Genomic DNA, 20,875 nt, shown 5'->3' on the forward strand with positions numbered 1-20,875 from the left:
GTAAGGCAACCGGCGCGGCGTTATGGCAGCGCGTCGATCGGTATTGGGTAGACATACTCGCTGGCCGGCGCGCTCGGCGACAGGGCGACCCAGCGATCGGCATCGTCATTGATCTTCTGATACAGAGCGAGCTTGCGCTCGATCTCATCCAGGAAGAATTGCTGCTCTGAGATCGACCAGCTTTGCCAGATATCCTGGTCGATTCCCATCACCTTGCTCTTGTAAGGCAGGTCATCGATATATTCGCCGATCAAGCCTAGCTGGCCGAGCTTGGTCGCATTGGGGTCCTTCAGTTTCGCCGGATCGCGGCCGAGGGCTGCCGCCGCCGAGCGGATGGCATCGAAGAAGCCGGTAGGGTCAAGCTGCTTCGCCTTGCCGACATCCAGCACGGTCTTCAAGACCTGCTGCAGATCGCTCAGCTGACTCTTGGTGAGGAGGACGCGGACATCCATCGTCGCAACCTGGGGCTTGGCGAAATCGCGGTCCACCGTCCAAGCCTGTACCAGTTTCGGCGCCGTGGTTTTCGCGACACGGCCAAGATAGGCAAGCCGCATCGCATAACTGACGGCTGCCGTATCGGCCTCCACCTGGTTTTCCACGGAATTGCCGCTGTTGCTGGGCGATTCTGCGCCAACCGCCGCTTTGCCGCTTGAGGCATCCGATACTTGCTGCACGATCGCCTGTGACAACAGATCGACCACCTTGCCGAACTGCCCCACCGATCCGTCGGCGATCGGGTAATACAGTGGTTTCGACAGGTTGGGATAATCGGAAACGGTCTTGTATTGCGCTTCGGCGCTGGCGTGGTCGCTGGCGCCCTCCTTGGTCAAGAGATGAAGCGTGTAGATGGCGACGCCACGTTCCTGGGCGAACAGCCGCACCTGATCGGCATTCAGCTTGGTGCTGGAATATTCATCATTGCCATTAAGGGCGCCGGCATCGGTCACGAGAACGATATAGCGCGCCCCGAAATTCGACCAATCGATATCGTTCAATGCCGTCATGATCCCGGCATAGGAGTCTTCGTTGAAACGCGGTGTGGATACTTTCGCGGCCGACAATTCTTTGACCGCGGCGAGGAAGGTCTTCTTGTCCGTCACCTTGTTGGGGTCGACGAAAACCTTCGAGGTATAGCCGATCGCCTTGTCCTTCTGCGCCCCGGCGCGGAAGGCGACCAGGCCGAATTTGGCGCGGCTGCCGACCATCTTGCCCTGGATCTGATCATACATCTTCTCGACCGCCTGGCGGGTGCGGTCGATATAGGGATCCATTGACTTGGTGGAATCGATGACGAAGACCACGCCGGCCGTGAAATTTGACAACATATCCGCTTCGGAACTCTGCGGCGGGGCATTCGTCTTGCCGGCGGTCGGATCGGCCGGGACCGACGCGATATGCAACTCGCGCACCGGATAACCGGCACCCATCGCCGCATCCTGCGCTTCCAGAATCGGCAGGAGATAGAACTGCTTCGAAATATCGACGTAGTTCTGCGGCTCCATAGCAATGACCGGGAAGTCGTCGGGCACATTGCCAGCGGCAATCACCTGACGGAGCTTCGACGCCTCGTCGCCCGGCTTGTCGGCCATCAGCAGCCTGTCGAGCGCATCGCGCTGCCCAAACATCAATCCGCGATCCCGTCCCGCCGGGTTGGTGAAGGCCAAGGTCAGCTGTTGTTTCCAGGGCAAGGTATCCTGTTCCGCCAGCCAGCCGATGGTCTTGCCATCCGCATTCGCTCCGACCTCGATCCAGCTAGCGCCACTCACATCCTGCCGCGCATAGACATAAAGAATGCTCATTGCCGGCAGGGACTTGCCGCCCGTTTGACCGGCCGCCGTTTGCACAATGGCGCCGGGCTGGGTGAGGACCCGCTCGTAGATCGTCTTCTTGCCTTGTTGCAGCAATGGCTTGCGCACGGCATCGGCAAATCCTGGCCCTATATCCATCGCCATGGCGGCGCAGAGCAGCAGGAATACGCCCAAGAAAAGCCGGCTCAGGCGATATGCATTATGCCCGACCGAAGAGACAGATCGGCTCATTTCCCAAGCTCCTTCAATTTCGCGGTTGCTGCCGCATCGCCCTGCTTGCTGGCAGCCTGCAGCATCGCCACGCCATTATCGAATTCGCCGGTGCCGGCCGGATGGGTTTTGGTCAAGAGCAATCCCAGGCGCCGCTGTGCCTCGGCCAGCCCGGCATCAGCTGCCTTGCCATACCAGAAGGCGGCCGTATCCGAGCTCTTCGTCACCGTGTTCGCTGCAGCATTTGAAGTCGTCCCGCCCAACGCCGCGGTGTTAGCCGTTGTTGTACCGTTTGGTGTCGAGCCCGGTGTCGCCTCGCTGGGATCATAGAGAATGCCGAGCTGCAGCGCGGAACGCGCATCGCCGTGATCTGCGCCTTGGCGATAAAGGTAAAGCGCCGCCTCGACATTGCCCGACTTCATCATGTCGTCAGCCTTGCCGACGATCTTCGACGTATCGGGATTGTCCTTCATGAAGGTTTGCAGCATTTCCCGGGTCGACTGGGGGGCCGCTGTTGTCGATGCCGTTTCAGCCGTCGGGCCGGTCTTATGAAAGTAGAAATAGGCACCTGCGCCGGCCGCTGCCAGAACGATCACGGCAAGGACTCCCGGGATCAGCATGCCCTTGGCCGAGGACTTTTTCTCGACGGTTTTCTCGGCCTTCTCGTCGCCACCGGCCATGCGGAGCTGATCTTCCGGATCGACCCGCAACGTCATCGGCTCGGGCTGTAGCATTGGCTCTGGCTGTAGGGGCGCAGGTTGTGGTGGCGGTGGCGGCGCGGGAGGCAACTGCGCCGCAACCTCCTCCTGACGTGCACTGGATGCCAGAAGCGGGAATTGAGTCGACGGAACCAGAGGCACCGTGGTTTGGCCGGCGGATGACCGAAGGGTCAGACGGAACGCGCTCTCGCTGAGTGTCGCCAGGATGGCATCGACCAGAAGCGGCCCGACCTTGAAGGCAATACCATCCGGCATGGCAACGACATCCCCGGTCACCAAGGAATGCCAGCTTTCCGGCGCGGATTGCCAGCGTCCGTTCAAGCCGAGATAGCTATCTGGCGTTTGGTTCCGCTGAATCCGAAGCGAGCAGTCCCCAACTGGCGTGGTGGCCATGCCGGTCAGCCTAATTTCGCCACGCCCAGGCCCTTCGCCGAATATTTCCGCCTTCACCGCCATATTGCCACTACCCACCGCATGTCAAAGAATCTTCCGCAAAGCTTCATGACTGGCTCTGCGCCGCAAGCTCACGCACGATACCGCCCAATCGGGCATTCTGCTCCAAGGTGATTTCCGCGCCCTCCTGGAAGCCGGCATTTTCGATCACGGCCTGATGCAGCACCGTCAGCCAATCAGTCATGAAAATGATCTGTTGCTGATTCTCCCGGCCCTCCTCCAACTCCGGCAAGCCGTCGCGGCTCGGCTCGACGGTGAAGACCTTGCGTTCGGGCATGAAGCTGTTCTGCAAGGACCGATTTTCCAGGGCACCCAGATACATGATGAAATCGGCGATAACGCGTTCGGCGATCAGCACCTGTTCATCGACGAATTGCAACCGGCGCTTCGCCGCAACCAGTTCCGCTGTGCTGCAGGTCTGCGCCATCCGATCCGGCAACCCGATGCGCAGGGCCGCGGCAACCAGTTCTTCGTTCAACATCTCGGCGATCTCGCTCTCCATGGCGAGATAACGCATCAGGCCGGGCAAGCGCGACATCGCCCGCAACTGGGCAATCCAGTTGCCGGCGACGGCATCGGCGAAACGGCGGGCCCGATCGCTTACCACGATCTCGCTCGAAGGCTTGGCGTCGCCGGCTTTAGTCTTGGTCATCCCCCGCGCCGCCATCAGCGACTTCAGGGAGGTGCCAGCGCGTGGCGCCGGAGCGGCCGGTTTGCCATCCGCGCCATTGGCTGACGCTGTCTCTCCCCGATCGACCAAAGTATCCACGCGCATATAGATCGAGCGCATCTGCTCCGTATCCGGCATCATCGAGTTCAGCAATTCGGGGAACCGCTGGGCTTCGAAATTGCCCGACAGGATTTCGACCAATTTATCGGCCCGCTGACGCTTGATCTCGGCAGCCTCTCCGGCGTCACCGCGATAATAGACGCTGAGCTTGGCATGAAGATCCCGTGCCAGATCGGCGAATTGTTCATGGATACGCTGCTGCTTGTGGTTGGGATCAGCGGTCGCCGACAAGTAGCGCACAATCCGCCCGACACCGCCATCATTTGCCTTCAGCATGGCGTCCCAGGCTTCTGCCGGCTGGGCGATATGACGGGCAACTTCCTCGCTTGCGAGGAAATAATCACGCAGTTGATTCATACGCGCCTGTTGTGCCGGCGCGATACCTACTTCATGCCCGTCCTTCTGTTCGAACAGGATGCCAGGCACGCCCGGCTTGCGTGCCAGAAATATATTGTTGAAGGGCTGGCCGTTCCAGTTTTGCACCCAGTCGAGATTGCGGAATCTCTCCAACACCATGTGGATGACATTGTCGCCCATGACGCTGAGAATATCGGGCGTCTCATTAGCAGCCGGCTGCAGCTTCAGGTCCCACATGGTGGTGACCATCAGCAAGCCGGCCGGACGCCGGGCACGGATAGCCGCGGTCTCGCCTTGGGCTTGCCGCACCCAAGTATCGACCACCGCGCCGATCGTGGTGACGTCGCTCTGCTTGGTGCTGGGCGCACACATGATCAGGAGGTTCATTTCCTGGTTTTCGGTATAGCGTTCGAACAGAAAGCCGACCTTGCCGCGCAGCAACAGCTCATAGGAGCCGACGCCGGCCTGGCCTTCGATTGGCTGCTCGATGATCTGGTTGACGTCCTTGATCTGCAAGCGGCCGCGATAGCCGGGGAAATCCAGGAGATCGACCTGCTCCAGGACCGTCGCTTCCGGCCGCTCCGTCAGGATGAAGCGCAGTTCCGTCGTCAGTGCCGCCAACATGCCGCGCCGGATCGTACGGACACCGCTGGGCTGATCGCCCTTCAGCGGCTGGACGCGAATCTCATCCCCGCCATCGGTATTCAGCTGTTTCAGAATATCGACATTATTGATGCATTTTGCTTGCGTCAGCTCGCCGCTCGCATCGCGTTCGACCAGACAGGCGAGCTCGCAGTAAAGCGTCTCAGCATGATCGACCGCTGTTAAAGCCGCTTGCAGCTTCAGATAGATCTGGCTCAGCGCCTCGATATTGCCCCAGAGCAGGCCGAACAGCTTGGCCCGGTCGACCGGTAACAAATAAGGCGCGATCTCGCAGGCTGTCGGCCAGAAATTGCCCTTCAATTGCTGGCCAATCCGTCGCGACAGGCGCTGGAAATAATCCATCAGGTCGATCACGTCATCCTCGGTGAGACCGGGCACCTGATGTGGCTGCTTTTTGGTGGTCAGTCCCCGAAGCAATTCGCTGATGCTTTTTGGATCAAGGCCGATTCCGATCGTCTCCTGATCGAAATCGTTCATGAAACTGTTCCAGAGAATCTTGATCACATCGGCTTCGGACAGAAGGCCGACCTCGACGGGGAAATCTGCCGGCGCCTGCGACGGCGACCGTGTGAACCTCGTCACCAAGCCGGTTGCTTCCTTGCCGCCGCCCGGCGGATTGACGTGTTTCATGAAATCCAGGCGGACCGATCCCATCTGGGATTCCAGGCGGCCATTGGCGCCCTTCGCCAGGGAATCCACCAGGAACGACTTGCCGGCCTGGCTGATGCCGAAGATGCCAATGGAGAGCGGGCTTTTCGCTGCTCGCGTCAGACGTTTCGATTTGATGCGGCCGCGGCGCAGATCCTCGATCAGGGCGTCGGCGACGCGATTGACGGAGCCGGCGGTGCGACGCACATCCTTCACCCAGTCGATCGCATGAGAGATCGCCTCGTTGAGTGCCTTGCCGCCATTCACTAATGCTTCGGTCATGACCATATCCCCCTTACAGATAGACCGAGCCGGTATCGAGCCAATAACCCGTCGCACCGTCACTGCTGCTGTTCAAGGTATTGAGCCGCAGTACAAGTTTATCCTTGCCGACGGATGCCGCTTCCTTACCATCGGCGCCGCGAATCGCGACACGGGCGATACGGAAACGTTCCGATCCCTGGTCGCGGGCCGACTTCGCCCGCCGGTTCATCCTGCTGCGATCCTTCTCCAAGGTCACCAGCAAAACATATTCATGTAATTCCTGGCGCGCTTCATCACTGTAATTCAACGTATAAAGCGGCGTGGCGGTCCAGCGCGGCGTGGCGATCTGCCGGAAACCGAGACGCATCGGGCCCGACATCGGGAAAGGCCGTTCCGGCAGCGTGTATTCCGGATCGTCGAGATTGAGATCCGACAGGAAAACGTCATTGGCGCTAATCAGGTTGCGTTCGTCCAATCGGCCGAAATAGCGCATAGTCGATCTAAGATCGAACTGGTTCGACAGCAGATTGAAATTGGGCAAACGTCCGGCTGCCAGTACGCTGATCATCGCACCGACCGCCGCCGTCGTCTTCGGATCGTGGATGCAGCCATGACGATGGAACGGATACCAGGTTCCCGCCCGATAATTATGCAACGGTATGACCCGGTCGGGCGTTACCGCCAGCAAGGCGCGCAGCAATTCCGGAATGCCCGGCAGGCGCGAGGGGCGGCCCGTCAGCAAGAGAACATCGCAGCTATAATAAGCGACGACATCGCAAAGCGAACTGAGCGACCCGTAAAGATCGAAATCCTCGCTGAGGAACAGGCGATGCAGCCGCTCCAGGTTCAATTGGACGGGTGTTGCCAGCACATTGAAATTGAGATCCGGCATGCCGGCCGCGCGACGGATGCCATGATTGAAATAAGCGAGGACCCTTTCCTGCGGCGGGAAATGCGGCGGCAGCAGATCAGCCAGTGTCAGCGCCTCGACCGTTTCACCGGCGACCGGGTCGAAATTCTCATAGCGATGCAGGATCGCGAGGGCGGCGGGATGCAGCACTTGGAGCGTGAATTGATGACGCAGGGCAAGGCGCTGCACATCAAGGTTCTCCGCACCGACCAATTGCGACAGGATCGTCTTCGCCTCCGGCACGCCGGCCAATTCCATCTGCGCTTCGATCGCCGGCAGGATGGTGCGCTGAATGACCTGCAGCAGGATATCGTCACCGGCGAGCTTGAAGCCGTCGCGGAAGATTTGCCGCGGTTCAATCTTCACCGCATTGCCTTCCGCTTCCTGCAGCACGTAATCCGTGACCACCAGATCGGTCGTACCGCCGCCGATATCGATGGAGGCGATACGAAGTCGTTCATCGGAGCGTGATGGCACGTCCCGGCGGCGCATCACCTGAAAGAAACGCCGCGGGTCGCCGCCGAAGTGGTTATTGCATTCGGCATAGAGATAGACCACCTGAGCACAGGTGACTTCGTCCCATTTCATCACGACTTCCGGGAATTCGGGCACCGGTCGGCTGCCCTCGCCTTCCGGATCGGCATCTTCCGCATGCCAGCCGAGCGACTTCCAGATCAGCACCACGGCATCATCCATGCGCTGTTTCAGGATGCGCTGTTCCGGAAGCGGCATCGATGGCGGCACGGTGAGGACAACGCGGCGCAGCCGTCGTGACTGGTCCGCCTGGGCCTGGCGCATGCGCTGCATCGGGCTGTTGATCTGTGATAAAGCCTGCAACAGCACTTCCGACAGCATCATCACCATCAGTGAGCTGCGGGAATAATGCGGTTCGAAGACCGGTGTTGCGTCGTCATCGGCTCCGGTCAGGCGGAATAATGCCTCGCCGGCTTCATTGATGAACTTGCAGAAGGGCTGCGCCGTCGCCAAAGGCTCATGCGCTTCCAGGCCATAGGTATGATTGAAACGCCAGCCCGGCACGTAGCGGTCTTCATCCCAGAGATAGCGCTTGGGGCTGCTGAGGCCGGTCGCACCTTCCATACCGCGTCGATTGGCGGCGAGCCGTGTCGCCTCTGGCCCAACTCGGGCGATGCTCGGCCAGTTGAAGGCATTGCCGCGGCCGCTGAGGCTGGAGAATTTATCGTCGCCGAAGCTCGCCTTGTTGAATTCCATCCGGCTTTCGAAGGGTTCGCTATAGACCAGATGCGGCCGCGACAGATCGCGCAAGGTCAGCTCATAGCGATTGCGCATCCAGCTATCGTCCTGCGGATGATCCTCAATCAGGATGCCGCAGGTGCGCGAATTGCCGACGTCCAGCACTAGATCGACATTGATCGGCTCGCTGATATGGTCGGTACCGCTGCTGCGCAAGGTGACGCGCGGCACTTTGGCGAACTGGTCCACCGTGGCCAGGAAGCCGAGATAATGCGCAACATCGATCGAACGACGGATTTCCGCCTCGGCTTCATCCGCATCCAGCTTCAGCCGGGCCGTCGCATTGCTGCGATAAGCATCGCGAATCCATTCGGAGACCCAATGCATCTGCACGAAGGGCAAGGGCTCCAATCCGCGCGCAGCAAGAATAAAGGCATGACCGGCGCCGACATCTTTGCGCTCCGGTGCGAGATAGCTCACCGCCGCATCATCGGTCTGCGGCATCAATGTCGTGTCGAAGGCGATTGTCAGCCGGTGCGTCCGCCCTTCATCATCCGGCACATCGAGGCGCACCAGCCGTGCCCGTGCCCAGTTGCTGGGACCGGCATCGAAACTGCGGCCGGGCCGCACGCGCAGCATCGGGATGGGAAGCCAGACACTGTCCAGCAGCGTCAAGCTATCCTCGACCGAAATCTCGAATTGCGGCTTCACCCGATTGCGCCGCAGACCCGGCGTGGCCGCTTCGGGGCCACCCGGCTGGAAATAACTGTCTTCGGAATCGTCATAATCCAACCGAACGACGATACCATTCGCATCTTTTGAGAAACCATGGGCAGGCAGCCGGCTGGCCTTTGATAGGTCCAGACCGAAATCCATGAACTGGACGCCGCTTTCGGCGATCAGTGTCGCGTTGTCGCCAAATCTTGTCAGTTCCGCCAGCATCGTTCCTCCGGGGACTTGTTCTTATCATAAGCCGCTGGTTGGAGCATCACATTGCCCCTATCGGCCCAGGATGATGTCATAGGTCTGTCCATTGGGGTAACGGCCCGTGCATTTCGTCTGGCCGCCCGAATCCTTGGCACAGGTCACGGTCGAGCCGGCGAAGCTCTGGCCGTTGGAACAGCTCAACTGACCTTGGTCCTGGACGGTCAGTTTGCCATTTGATGTGCTCGCAACCGAGGAACCGCTGCAAGTCACGCCATTCTGCATGCGGAGGGTCGTCGTGCCTTTGCCCGATTTATCGAATTTATAATCCATCGTCACCGGTCCCTTGGAATTTTTCGCGACGAGACCGGTTTTCGAGCGCCAATCCCCTTCCATGAAACTGGGATCGCCTTTGGAAGATGCCTGATCCGGGATATCAAGCGGCTTGATCGGCGGCGCGTTATCGCCGGTCTGCGATTGCTCCCCTGGCTTCTGCTGGTCGCCGGGTTTTTGACCGGATTGTTGATCGGCCGGCTTTTGCTCATCCTGTTTCTGCTGATCGCCGGTTTGCTGATCCGGATTCTGCTGATCCTTCTGCTCCTGCTGATCCGGATTCTGCTGATCGGGCGTCTGTTGATCCGGCTGCTGATTGTCTTCCGGCTTCTGTTCCTCGCCCGGCTGCTTCGGTGTCGGTGGGTTCGTTTCCGGTGTCGTGCCCTCGGGCGGCGTAGCTTCGGGGGGCGTCGCCTCACCGCCCGGCGGCGTGCCTTCGACGGCTCCATTGCCCGTCGCGCCGGGTACGGTTTCCATACCTGTGCCGGGAACCACTTTGCCGTCCGGGCCTATCACGACGCCGTTCCCTGGCACGATCACTTTGCCATCGGGACCGATGACAGGGGCCTGCTCTTCCTTGGGCGCCTGCACGATCCCTTGCAGGAAGTCAGGCAGCATCGGCACGTAAGGCTGCACCGCCGAACAGCTCCGCAGGCCGAACAGCAGGAGTGCCAGCAGAAGCAGGAGCAGTAACAGCCAAAGCAGCCACCACCACCACGGACGACGGCGCTCGGCTTCAAGGGGCGCTTCCACCGGTGCGGCAGCGGGCGCCGATGCGCCAATGGCAGGTGCTGTCGCCAAACTCGACAGAACATGCTTGGTGGCATCGGCGCCGGCGCGAACAAAGCCCCAAAAGGTGACCAGCGGCTTGCCGTTGATCAGATAAAGATGGCTTTCATCGGGAATGCGGGTGCAGAGCTCCAGCAAACGCCCGAAGACCTGCTGATCATTGCTGCGCGGCGATGCCTGGATCTGCCGCGCATGATTCTCGATCCCGGCGCAAAGCTCAGCCACGCGCTGGCGCATGAAATTGCGCTCCGAGTCCGAGGCGGCCTGCCAGGGCACGATGTCGCCATCCGCAGCGGCATACCAATCGATCGTCTCGCCCTTGCTGTCGAACTGCGGAATAGCGAGAAAATCCGCATATTCCTGGCCGAGCTGTCGGGCAACGGCAGTGCGGATCTGCGCCGCCGCAGCATAGACCGGGTAACCGACGCCGCCCAGGGCCGTATAGTCGCGCAGATTGCCGGAACGGATCAATTGTCCTGACAGCATGTCACTTTCCTTCAATGCAGCTTGTTGGCAGCATCACCTGATTGGTCGCGTCCTTGATCGCCTTCTGAATCTCCAACGGCGTATTTGCCGGCAGAACGCGGCCGCCGCCATTGCGTGCGATGCAAGAGCCGAGGCCCTGCCCCGACACATCGACAACATTGATCGTTAAATTGGGATGCGTCGCCTTGGCCTCGGCGGCGACCTGACAGGGATCCTTTTGCCTACAGGTATCATCCCCATCGGTTACCACGACGATCACAGTCTCCTTGGTCGGGCTGATGATGCGCGCCGCGCGTTCGATCGATCGTGCGAGGGGCGTCCCGCCGCTTGGCTGCAATTGATTGACCTTCTGCTTCAATTGCGACCGATTGAGGAAGTAATCGTTATCGACAGCACCGCAATCGGTAAATTTGACGAGCGCGGTGTCGATATCCGCCGGCAGGTGATCGGCGATGAAGGAGACGGAATCCTTCGCCGCGTCAAGACGGGTCTGTCCCCCAACGCGATCCTCCATGGAACCCGAGGCATCGACCACGAAGACGACTTCCGGTGCTTCCCACTTCTTTCGCTGCGGCACCAGCTTCTGGCACTGCGCCTTGCTGGGTTCGGCCGGTACGGGCGGTTGAACTGCGGCCTGCTGCTTGGGCGGCTCTTCCTTCGGCGACTCTTTCTTGGGCGGCTTTTCAGTCTTCTTTTCCGGCTTGGCTGGCTTGGCCTCGGGCTTGGGTTCCGGCTTCACCTCGGCTTTCGGCGGTTCCGGTTTCGGTTCTTCGACCTTTGGCGTTTCCGGCGGCGTGATCTGCGGCTCAGGCTGGGGCGCCGGCTGTTCGGCCGGACATTGCTTCAGCTTGTCGTCGAACTGTTGCTGCAAAGCCGCCAACCGCTTGTGCAGATCGTCGGCCCGGTCGCGTTCCTGCTCCAGCTCCTTGACGAGATTGGGATCGATCTGTGGCGCTTGCGGCTCAGCTACCGGTGCCGGCGGCGGTTCGACCGCTTCACGACGCCAGCAATAGCCCAAGGTTAACAAAGCCGCGAGCAGCAGCAATGCCAGCAAGCCAAGCAGAAGCCAGCGGCGCCACGGGCTGCGCGCCGCGACCGTTTCCGCAGCGGCAGCCGTGCCCGCCGTCGCCATTGCCGCGGTGGCCGGAGGGGGCGCCGGCGGAACAGCTGCCTGCGCGCTGCGATGGCCCCACATGACCAGGACCGGCTCGCGCCCAACGGCATAGACTTGATCGGGGCCGGGATAATTGATCGCAGCCTGCAGAAACTGCTTCATGTCGGCCGGTGTTTCATTCGCTTCCGCCAGTGCCTTGATCTGGCCGAGGCGGATCGCCAAACGCTCCTCGATCGCCAAGCGGTCATGGCCGTTCAAGGTCGAGAGCGGAACTGCCGTGCCTGGATGACTCGTATACCAATCGATCTCGCTGCCATCCGCCGAAGACTGCGGCTGGGCGAGAAATCCATCCAGCCCCGGAGGCCCGCTCTGCCGCAGGAAAGCCGCGATAGCCGCCGCATTCGCGAAAGCCGGCTGACCATTGACCGCCACCGGCTGCGCCTGATCGGCACGCAGCCGCGCCAATCTCACGCGCCGCATGGTGTCCACCTCAGCGGTGACGAAAGGATGCTCACTCGACTGGGCATGTGGCCAACAGTCCGATCAGTGCATTGATATTGGCGATGCATAGATGGAAAATCCGATTAACCAGCATCGGCGCCACATTTGGGCCCTACCGGCAGAACGGCGTGATGCGCGGTGAGAAAGTGGCCGATTACATCTGCCGAAATCGCAAAGCGCGCGGTGCCGCCGTCGCCCTGTCGAAGAAAAGTGTTGATCCCGACGATCTGGCCGCAGCTATTGACCAACGGTCCGCCGCTGCTGCCCGGTGCGATATCTGCCGTATGAACGACGACTGGCACAGCCGACTTGCTGTTCTGCACGGTATTGATGATGCCGCTGCTCAGCACCAAATCCGGCGCATCGCCCACACCGCCTTCCAGCAGCTTGCGGAAATTTTGATCGTTGGAGATCACGGTCCCTGGATAGCCTGCAGCAATCACCCGGTCCAGCGGCTGTGGCTCGGCCGCCAATTGCGGCGCCACCGCCGGCAAGGTGCCGTCGACGGATACCAAGGCGAAATCCTCCTGATTGAAATTCGAGGTCTCGGTTGTAGCCACCACTCTGCCCTGCAAGGCGAAGCCAGCGGATTTGTTCATTACCACGACCTGTCCCTTGGACTGCTCGACGACATGGCGGTTGGTCAGCACCAGATTGGGCGCGACGACGATCCCGGAACCGAAGGCATTCGGCGTTATAACAAAGACCGTCATCGAATTTAATAGCTTGAGCAGCCTCGTCTGATCGAGCGGGTTGGAGGCGGGGCCGATTGCCGCCGTATCGGACGGCGTCCGCAGCGATTGTTGAACCATGCCGGCGGTATCGGTATCGGTCACTTCCGCCGCCATCGGTGTCATCTGGGCATCCGCCGGCGGCGTCAGGCTGGCCTGCTGGAACAGCGCTTCGATCTTCGATTTGGTCGCCGGATCGCAGACATTGAGATCGATCAGAAGCTGCAGTTCCTTGAGCTTGGCCGCGAGATCGTCATTGTCCTTGCGGATCTTCGCCAGCTTGTCGCGCAGTTCGATATTCGGATCGACCGGCGTCGGCATGTTCGGCGCAGGCGCAACACCCCCTGGCGCCGATGGGGCCGGGTTTTCCTGTGCTGGCGGCGTTGCATCACCGGCCGTCTGCGCGATGGCAAAACCGGCGCCGCAGCCCAAACCGGCTATCATGCAGATGATCCCCCAGCTGCTCCTCATATGCGCGAATTGCCCTCTAATAAGTCCTGTTAGCTGAGGTTTTACCATCTTAGTTCGCTGTGAGACCTCGTAGGAAGAGGCATCTTCCTCTGAGACGCAAATTTAACAGAAAAGTCCAGGGAAATCTGTATTCTCACGGGAATATGATGCCGCATACCCCGGCCGTCGCTCGCAAGCCGGAAATTCGTATTTGTTCAGCATATTGCCTCTCGAATTCCGACTCGAGACCGAAGCGCTCAAGGTGGCGACCGCTTAACATGTTCTTTCAAGACTACAGGTAATTGTCACCGCTGACGCTAGACTTCCCGTAGTAATTGCGCGCGATCATGGCCATGCTTTGGCTGGCCGGTCCAGGGATGTAGCGGCCATTGCAGTTTCGTGAGTGAAATCGCCATGACCATCCGCCCCGTCGTCGAACAAAATGGCAATCGCTTTACAGTGGATTGCGCGGCGACTCTAGGCTCGGCCCAGATCGACCAAGTAAAAGCACGACAAGCCCTTCTCAATTTGCTTGGCAATGCGGCAAAGTTCACCAAGGACGGCGATGTGGCGCTCTCGGTGCAACGTGTCAGATCACCATGGCAATCGTATCCAATTCATCGTGCGCGATACGGGCATCGGCATAGCACCGAAAGATTTGCCGCATCTTTTCGAGAATTTCTATCAGGCCAATCCCGGTATTACCCGCGAGTTCGGTGGTACCGGCCTTGGTCTTGCGCTCAGCCAAAAGCTCTGTCACGCCATGGGCGGTGACATTTATGTGGAAAGCAAGCTTGGCATCCGATCGACCTTCATCATCGATCTGCCTGCCAAGCCCTGAAGACTTCCGTGACGGCCAGCGTCGATCAGGGTTTAAAATAGGGAATCTTGGTGGGGTCCGCGCCCCAGGCTTCGGCTAGATACCGCGTCGCCAATTTCTGCAAAGTCCCATCATCGATCAGCGACTGGATAATTTTGTTCAGAACATCTTTGTTGGGCGATCCCTTGGGATAGAGCGCGCCATACTTTTCGCCGGTGGAGTATTGGCCAGCCACTTCCAGAGTCCCATCTGAATGTGCTGCCTGCCCCAGGACGATGGCAGTATCGGTCAATGCAACATCAACCTGGCCGGCCATCAAGGCGGTGAACATGCTGGGCGTATCGGGGAAAACCTTGAGATGTGCTGGCTTTATCCGGTTGATGACAAAATCGGCACCGGTCGTTGCCTGTTGCACACCGAAGCGCATGTCCTTGATCGACGTCTCGTTGACTTTCGTTCCCTGTCGCACCAAGACGCCGATATCGGAATCGAAATAGGGGATGGAAAACTCCACCACTTTCTTGCGAGGTTCGGTTATCGAGATTTGCGACAGCGCGAGATCGAAATTCTTGGTCTGGCCCGCAACCAGGGCATCCCATGAGACATTCACCACAGTGAGATTTTCGAGTCCCGCGCGCCAGGCAATATTCGCCGCCATGCAGTACTCATAGCCGTCCTTGATGCTGTCCACCGTTTCGCCGTTCCACCATCCGGGACCTGGCAGATTGACTTCCACGGTCAATTGGCCGGACCTGGCCGGCGAGAAAGGCATCGTTCCTTTACCACCCGTCAACTCGCAATTGCCGATCTTCGCCGGATCTGCCTCGGCAAGTCCGGCGCAAGAGAGCGTCAGCACAGCCGCCAGTACTGCCAGCCGGCGATAGCCCGGCCGGCTCGGATAATGCCGTCCCATGGCGCCTAGTCCTCCCATTTGAAAATGCTGCGACGATCTTCTAAACACAACGTGTTTCCAGCGCCTTACAACCGTCAATAGAATGTCTAGCATATTACCAATGCTACCGATATTTGAATTCCAAGACGGCGATAAGGCAAGTGCAAAGTCTTTCCTATGGGGCGACTGACATCGGAATGTCATGCCGGATATAAAAGCGGCGGCATCAAAGATGCCGCCGCTGGTCCGTGCTCGAAAGCCGATCGGTCTATCGGCTCACTTCTCGATTTGTTTGGCATATTCCATGATCGTCCGCCGCACGGCTGGCCCGATCTTCGAATGTTTGAGGGCAAAAGCGATATTCGCTTCGATGAAGCCGGCCTTATCGCCACAATCGAACCGCCGTCCCTCAAAGCGATAACCGTGGAAACGGCTGCGGCCCGTCATTTGCGCCAGGGCGTCGGTCAACTGGATTTCGCCGCCGGCACCGGGCTGCTGCTTTTCCAGATGGGCAAAGGTATCCGGTTGCAGGATATAGCGGCCGATAATGGAAAGGGTGGAGGGAGCTTCCTCCGGCTTCGGCTTCTCGACCAAGCCTTCAACCTCGACGACCCGGCCCTGCTCCTTGCCGATCTGTAACACGCCGTACCGATTGGTTTGCTCGCGCGGCACATCCATGACAGCAACGACATTGCCGCCGACTTCATTATAGACCTCGACCATCTGACGCAGGCAGGGAACGTCGGACTGCACGAGGTCGTCGGCCAGCAAGACGGCGAAAGGTTCATTACCGACAAGATTACGGGCGCACCAGACGGCGTGACCGAGGCCATTGGCTTCCTGTTGCCGGATATATGCGACCTGGCCCGGCAGTGGCAGGAGGCCGGTGATCAGTTCCAGCTCGGCCTTTTTGCCGCGCACTTCCAGGGTGTGCTGCAACTCGTATGAATAATCGAAATGGTCTTCGATCGCCGATTTGCCACGCCCGGTCACGAAGATGAATTCCTCGATCCCAGCCGCCTTGGCTTCTTCGACAGCATATTGAATCAGGGGCTTGTCGACGACCGACAGCATCTCCTTCGGCATGGCTTTGGTTGCCGGCAAGAAACGTGTGCCGAGACCGCCCACAGGGAAAATTGCTTTACGCAAAGGTTTGCGCATATTCAGTGCCTCATGAATATTCGAAATGACGGCTGTGCTCTTGTGCCATGCCGATTCGAGGTCATCAAGCCCGGGGCCGGGACGGCACGGAAAAGTTACCTAGCTGTCACGCTGCCGGTTCGGCGGCGGCAACATGCGCCTCGGCTTCATTCATCCGAGTGGTCGCCGGTTTCAAGCCGATAGCATCGATCAGGTCTCTGACCTCCTGGCGCGCCGCGACATGGGACATGCGCCAGGCGACGCCGGAATCCTTCCGGCTGAGGTCCAGCAAGGTCAGCCCGCGCGGGAAGAGTTCGCGAAAGATGACCCGTTCTGTAAAGCCCGGCGCAAGGCGGAAACCGACACGCTTTGCCAGCAGCTCCAGCAATTGCCCGATATCGCGCTTGTTCTTGGCATCGAGACTGCTCAAGCGGTTGCGGATGACAATCCAGTCGATGGGCTTGCCGCCATAAATTGCCCGCGTCTTACGCTGCTCCCAGACCATTTCGGCATAAACGCTGGGTTTCAGAATCTTCGCGCCGTCGGTATCGATGCGACCCAGCAGATCGAGATCGAGAAAGCTGTCATTGACCGGCGTGATCAAGGTATCGGCCAGGGTGTGACCGAGGCGCGACAGGCTGGTATCGGCGCCTGGTGTATCGATGACGATATAGTCGCAAGCATCCAGCTCCTGCAGCGCTTGCGCCATTTTCGTTTCGTCTTCGCGCTGCGCCACAGCGGCACTATCGGCCTGCGAGCGCAGGATCGGCACATGTTGCGGCAAAGGCAGCGGCACCAGCATTTCCGCGGCCGTCTTGCGCCGGTTCTCGAAATAACGCGTGAGCGATCCCTGGCGTGCATCGAGATCGATCGATCCGACGCGATGGCCGTCATGCAGCAGGGAAACGACAAGATGCATGGCGGTGGTCGACTTGCCTGAACCGCCTTTTTCATTGCCCAGTACGATCACATGCGGGCGTCGATCGGTCTTGCTCATGCTGCGCGTACCCATACAGCCGTGTCGTGAAATACAGCGCCGCCATTCGGCAGGCCCGGCTCGGCACTTGTCAGTGCGTTTACGCCGATCCCGCCTTCGAAGCTATGATTCGGCCAGATGCTTTCGATCACCACCACCCCACTGAGTAATCCATCGAACAACTTCGCATGCACGACGATCGATGCCTGACGGTTGCCGACCCGAACCCTGTCGCCATCGGCAAGGTCGAGGCGGGCCGCATCATCCGGATGGATGAGAATCGTCGGACGTTCTTCCCGTCGTTGAGATGTCGGGGTTTCGGTAAAAGTTGAGTTAAGAAACTGCCGCGCCGGTGCAGCGACCAGCCGGAACGGATGATCCGCATCCGCCTGATCGATCACCGCTGCGAAATCCGGCAGACTCGACAAGGCCTTTCCCTGCGGTCCGATTGCCGACCAATCGGCTTTAAAGTGGAACTTGCCGTCGGCATGGCCGAAGCCATCCCGGAATCGCATCTCTTCCGACGACAAGGCGCAATCCTGCCAGTGCTTTTCATAAAGCGAATCGGCACTTGGCCAGCCGGAAACCTTTAGCGTTTCGTCGATGAGCTCCCAGACGCTCATGAAGAATCCGCGATGCTTGCAGCCGAGTCGCTTTGCCAAAGCGCAGATGACATCGTGATTGGAGCGCGCCTCGGCATAGGGTTCGACCACTTTCTTCGTCACCTGCAGATGGGTATGGCCGCTGGCTCGATAGAAATCGTCATGTTCCAGAAACGTCGTGGCCGGCAGCACGATATCGGCCATCGCCGCCGTATCCGTCATGAATTGCTCATGAACGCAGACGAAGAGATCGTCGCGCAGAAACCCTTCGCGCACCTTGAGGCTATCAGGGCAAACGACCACGGGATTGGTGTTCTGGATCAGCATGGCGGTGACCGGCGGACCGTCCCCGAGATCGCGACGTTCACCGGTCAGCACGGCGCCAATGCGTGACTGGTCGAGCGCACGAATCGTGGGGTCGCGCAAATCGGCGCCAACAATCAGCGAATTATCGATATGATAGATCGTGCGGTTCGCATAATGCGCGCCGCCGCCGACATATTGCCAAGCGCCGGTCACTGCTGGCAGGCAACTGACCGCATGCGCGCTTGCAGCACCATTGCGAGAGCGCGAGAAGCCATAGCCGATGCGGATAAAGCTGCGCTTGGTCCTTCCGTAAAGCAGGGCGAAATCTTCGATCTGCGCGGCAGGCACGCCGGTGATCGCTTCCGCCCAATGAGGATCGCGGGATCGGACATGGGCTTCGAGGGCCTCGGGATCGTCGGTATAGCGGGTCATGTAATCGCGATCGACGAGACCATCGCGAAACAGGACATGCATCATGGCGACAGCCAAAGCGGCGTCGGTGCCCGGTCGTAACATCAGATGCAGGTCGGCCGCTTCCGCGGTGCCGGTCCGATAAGGATCCACCACCACGACTTTGGCCCGCCGAGCCTTGCGCGCCCGCGTTACATGCGTCATGAGATTGACCTGAGTCGCCACGGGATTCCCGCCCCAAATCACGATCAGATCCGATTCGACCATCTCCCGGGTGTCGGCCCCACTGATGGTGCCCACGCCGGCCTGCCAGCCGGCATCCGAAAGGGCGACGCAGATGGTGTCCTTCTGCAACGAATATTTCATCTCATGGCGCAGACGGTGAATCCCGTCGCGCTGAACCAAGCCCATCGTCCCGGCATAGTAATAAGGCCAGACCGCTTCCGAGCCATGACGCTGGGCCGCTAGGATGAGTCGCTCCGCCACCTCGTCCAGTGCATCGTCCCAGGCAATCGGCGCATAGGCATCACGGCCGATTCCCTTATCGCCGACCCGTCGCAATGGCGTCGCCAACCGGCCGGGATGATGCTGCCGCTCGGCATAGCGCGCCACCTTGGCGCAAACGACTCCGGCGGTATAGCTGTTCTCGGCCGCACCGCGCACCCGGCCGATGCGATGCGAATCGAGTCGTTCTACCTCCAGCGCGCAGGTACTGGGGCAGTCATGCGGACAAGCACTGTGAACAATTTCCAGCGGCATAGCCGACTCGGCTTTCAATCTGCATAATCGCGAATACTCCAATTCGACTATTACCGTCTTTGACCCGTCTGAGCAAATCTGATGCAAGCTGACTTGGCCAACCTGCACATCAATCCGAAGCGGGCTGTGGCCTATAGTTTGACGGCAGGCTTTCTCCTCACGACGATGGACGCCGTCATCAAATGGCTGGCGGCGGATTATGCCGTTACCCAGATCGCTTTCTTACGCTATGTCGTCGGCCTGTTCGTGGCACTCGGCCTAGCCCGCGCCAGTCCCGCCGGCATCGGCGGTTTGGCAACCCGACGCCTGCCCAGTCACCTTTGGCGCTCGGCTTTCAATATCGCGACCATGCTGACTTTCTACATAGCGATGCGGGAAATCCCCCTTGCTAATGCGGTCTGCATCAATCTCGCCTCGCCCATTTTTATGACCCTGCTCAGCATCCCGATGCTGCGCGAGAAAGTTCCACTGAGCCGTTGGATCGCTGTCCTTCTGGGCTTTGTCGGCATTGCATTGATCGTGCAGCCGAATATGCAAACCGGAATCGGCCTTGGAGAATTGATGGCCTTGATTTCGGCCATCACCTGGTCGCTGACATTGGTGAGTTCGCGGCGCCTGTCCGGTTCGGAATCCAGTTACACCATCCTCTTCTATTATGCGCTGACCGTGGTCATCGTGCTGGGTGCTACCATGCCCTGGTTCTGGCGGACACCCGATACCTGGGTCGATGCCGGCCTGTTCTTGCTGGTCGGCGTGCTTGGCAGTTTCGGTCAATTTTTCCTGAACCAGGCCTATCGATATGGGCCGATTTCGCTGCTTGCTCCTTTCGAATATAGCGGCATGATCTGGGCAATCTTCTTCGATATCGTGATCTGGTTTAATTTTCCCAGCAATATCATGCTGTTAGGAGCCGCGATAGTGATCGCCTGCTGCCTTTACATCGCCCGCCTGGGCCGCAGCAAAGCATGACTCAATCACCGCCCGACTCCGCTTGCAGCCCTACGGGCCACCGCCTATAGTCCCGGCCCGTTCGGCGCCTTGGCCGGTGAGCCCGTCAGTGACATCACCGGAAGCGACGGGAACGAGATCATACCGGATTACCGCTGCTGGAGATGAGACTGCTCCACCTGTCGTGGTTGACGCAGATGCAGATGGTATCGGCTGCAAGCTCAATGATATCCCGGGGATGAAGATGAATAACGTCACCGACAATCGGCAGACGGATTTGGATGCGCAGGAATTGCAGGAAATCGCCGAACGCTGTGCCAGGGCGGTTTCCGGTCCGTGGCAGGTACTGACCGAAGAACTGGTCGAGGCGGCGTGGATCAATGCCGAGACCGAGGATGACGATCTCCCGATCGCCTTGCTGGATTTCCGCAGTGCCGAGGAGAATAAGGCCACGGCGGAATTCATCGCCCATGCCCGCACCGATATTCCCCGGCTGCTGGCGGCCCTGACAGAGGCGCGCAATCGCATCGAGCACCTCCTTGCCGCCAATAATCGAGAGATCGAGGCTCGTATCGCCGCCAATCGCGAAGCCTGTGAGCTGCGCGCTAAGCTGTCATCAAACTGACTCGCGGCGATCTCCAAACCATCGTTGGAATGTA

General features: G+C 59.6%; 14 protein-coding genes. 3 read left to right on the forward strand and 11 right to left on the reverse strand.

All coding sequences use genetic code 11. The annotated features are described in order from the left end of the window. Positions 1-20: 20 nt before the first annotated feature. From SMD27_RS13090 to SMD27_RS13120, 7 genes are all read right to left on the reverse strand, one after another. On the reverse strand, positions 21-2,039 hold the full coding sequence (locus SMD27_RS13090) for a vWA domain-containing protein (protein ID WP_320508849.1): 2,019 nt from the start codon (positions 2,037-2,039) through the stop codon (positions 21-23). After that, entirely contained in the window at positions 2,036-3,130 is a 1,095-nt protein-coding gene (locus tag SMD27_RS13095) for a tetratricopeptide repeat protein (protein ID WP_320508850.1), read from the reverse strand. Before SMD27_RS13095 ends, SMD27_RS13090 begins: the two co-directional genes overlap by 4 nt. Positions 3,131-3,236: 106 nt before the next feature. Then, positions 3,237-5,930, reverse strand: coding sequence for a virulence factor SrfC family protein (locus SMD27_RS13100; RefSeq protein ID WP_320508851.1), 2,694 nt, complete (start codon positions 5,928-5,930; stop codon positions 3,237-3,239). A gap of 13 nt (positions 5,931-5,943) precedes the next feature. After that, on the reverse strand, positions 5,944-8,976 hold the full coding sequence (locus SMD27_RS13105; RefSeq protein ID WP_320508852.1) for a virulence factor SrfB: 3,033 nt from the start codon (positions 8,974-8,976) through the stop codon (positions 5,944-5,946). 57 nt (positions 8,977-9,033) lie between these two features. Next, positions 9,034-10,566 carry an SrfA family protein gene (locus SMD27_RS13110; protein ID WP_320508853.1) on the reverse strand — a complete coding sequence of 511 codons (1,533 nt, stop codon included), beginning with the start codon at positions 10,564-10,566 and terminating at the stop codon, positions 9,034-9,036. Between the two features lies 1 nt (position 10,567). After that, positions 10,568-12,160 carry a VWA domain-containing protein gene (locus SMD27_RS13115; protein ID WP_320508854.1) on the reverse strand — a complete coding sequence of 531 codons (1,593 nt, stop codon included), beginning with the start codon at positions 12,158-12,160 and terminating at the stop codon, positions 10,568-10,570. Positions 12,161-12,264: 104 nt separating this feature from the next. Further along, on the reverse strand, positions 12,265-13,356 hold the full coding sequence (locus SMD27_RS13120) for a trypsin-like peptidase domain-containing protein (protein ID WP_320508855.1): 1,092 nt from the start codon (positions 13,354-13,356) through the stop codon (positions 12,265-12,267). 592 nt (positions 13,357-13,948) lie between these two features. On the opposite strand from SMD27_RS13120, the gene SMD27_RS13125 reads away from it, so the two are divergent. Further along, positions 13,949-14,203: an ATP-binding protein gene (locus SMD27_RS13125; protein ID WP_320508856.1), complete on the forward strand. Its 255-nt coding sequence runs from the start codon at positions 13,949-13,951 to the stop codon at positions 14,201-14,203. 25 nt (positions 14,204-14,228) lie between these two features. Here SMD27_RS13125 and SMD27_RS13130 read toward each other — a convergent pair whose 3' ends face one another. The 4 genes from SMD27_RS13130 to SMD27_RS13145 form a co-directional block, all read right to left on the reverse strand. After that, positions 14,229-15,095, reverse strand: a complete 867-nt coding sequence (locus SMD27_RS13130; RefSeq protein ID WP_320508857.1) for an ABC transporter substrate-binding protein — start codon at positions 15,093-15,095, stop codon at positions 14,229-14,231. Positions 15,096-15,350: 255 nt separating this feature from the next. Beyond that, positions 15,351-16,235, reverse strand: coding sequence for a UTP--glucose-1-phosphate uridylyltransferase GalU (galU, locus tag SMD27_RS13135; protein ID WP_320508858.1), 885 nt, complete (start codon positions 16,233-16,235; stop codon positions 15,351-15,353). Positions 16,236-16,341: 106 nt separating this feature from the next. Then, positions 16,342-17,211: a division plane positioning ATPase MipZ gene (locus tag SMD27_RS13140; protein ID WP_320508859.1), complete on the reverse strand. Its 870-nt coding sequence runs from the start codon at positions 17,209-17,211 to the stop codon at positions 16,342-16,344. Beyond that, positions 17,208-19,268, reverse strand: a complete 2,061-nt coding sequence (locus SMD27_RS13145) for a molybdopterin oxidoreductase family protein (protein WP_320508860.1) — start codon at positions 19,266-19,268, stop codon at positions 17,208-17,210. The genes SMD27_RS13140 and SMD27_RS13145 overlap by 4 nt, the downstream gene beginning before the upstream one ends. Before the next feature lie 81 nt (positions 19,269-19,349). Here SMD27_RS13145 and SMD27_RS13150 point away from each other — a divergent pair, with 81 nt between their 5' ends. After that, the gene (locus SMD27_RS13150) at positions 19,350-20,237 is read left to right on the forward strand and encodes a DMT family transporter (RefSeq protein WP_320508861.1); all 888 of its coding nucleotides are present in this window, start codon (positions 19,350-19,352) and stop codon (positions 20,235-20,237) included. Positions 20,238-20,454: 217 nt separating this feature from the next. Further along, the gene (locus SMD27_RS13155; RefSeq protein WP_320508862.1) at positions 20,455-20,841 is read left to right on the forward strand and encodes a hypothetical protein; all 387 of its coding nucleotides are present in this window, start codon (positions 20,455-20,457) and stop codon (positions 20,839-20,841) included. The last annotated feature ends 34 nt before the right edge of the window (positions 20,842-20,875 follow it).

The organism is Dongia soli (genome assembly GCF_034044715.1).
Classification (GTDB): domain Bacteria; phylum Pseudomonadota; class Alphaproteobacteria; order Dongiales; family Dongiaceae; genus Dongia_B; species Dongia_B soli.

Bases quoted from the DNA above. Each gene is read 5' to 3' on its own strand.
- SMD27_RS13130 (WP_320508857.1), bottom strand. From the start codon at position 15,095: ATGGGACGGCATTATCCGAGCCGGCCGGGCTATCGCCGGCTGGCAGTA.
- galU (WP_320508858.1), bottom strand. From the start codon at position 16,235: ATGCGCAAACCTTTGCGTAAAGCAATTTTCCCTGTGGGCGGTCTCGGC.
- SMD27_RS13090 (WP_320508849.1), bottom strand. From the start codon at position 2,039: ATGAGCCGATCTGTCTCTTCGGTCGGGCATAATGCATATCGCCTGAGC.
- SMD27_RS13145 (WP_320508860.1), bottom strand. From the start codon at position 19,268: ATGCCGCTGGAAATTGTTCACAGTGCTTGTCCGCATGACTGCCCCAGT.
- SMD27_RS13100 (WP_320508851.1), bottom strand. From the start codon at position 5,930: ATGACCGAAGCATTAGTGAATGGCGGCAAGGCACTCAACGAGGCGATC.
- SMD27_RS13110 (WP_320508853.1), bottom strand. From the start codon at position 10,566: ATGCTGTCAGGACAATTGATCCGTTCCGGCAATCTGCGCGACTATACG.
- SMD27_RS13115 (WP_320508854.1), bottom strand. From the start codon at position 12,160: ATGCGGCGCGTGAGATTGGCGCGGCTGCGTGCCGATCAGGCGCAGCCG.
- SMD27_RS13120 (WP_320508855.1), bottom strand. From the start codon at position 13,356: ATGATAGCCGGTTTGGGCTGCGGCGCCGGTTTTGCCATCGCGCAGACG.
- SMD27_RS13095 (WP_320508850.1), bottom strand. From the start codon at position 3,130: ATGGCCACCACGCCAGTTGGGGACTGCTCGCTTCGGATTCAGCGGAAC.
- SMD27_RS13155 (WP_320508862.1), top strand. From the start codon at position 20,455: ATGAAGATGAATAACGTCACCGACAATCGGCAGACGGATTTGGATGCG.
- SMD27_RS13140 (WP_320508859.1), bottom strand. From the start codon at position 17,211: ATGAGCAAGACCGATCGACGCCCGCATGTGATCGTACTGGGCAATGAA.
- SMD27_RS13150 (WP_320508861.1), top strand. From the start codon at position 19,350: ATGCAAGCTGACTTGGCCAACCTGCACATCAATCCGAAGCGGGCTGTG.
- SMD27_RS13105 (WP_320508852.1), bottom strand. From the start codon at position 8,976: ATGCTGGCGGAACTGACAAGATTTGGCGACAACGCGACACTGATCGCC.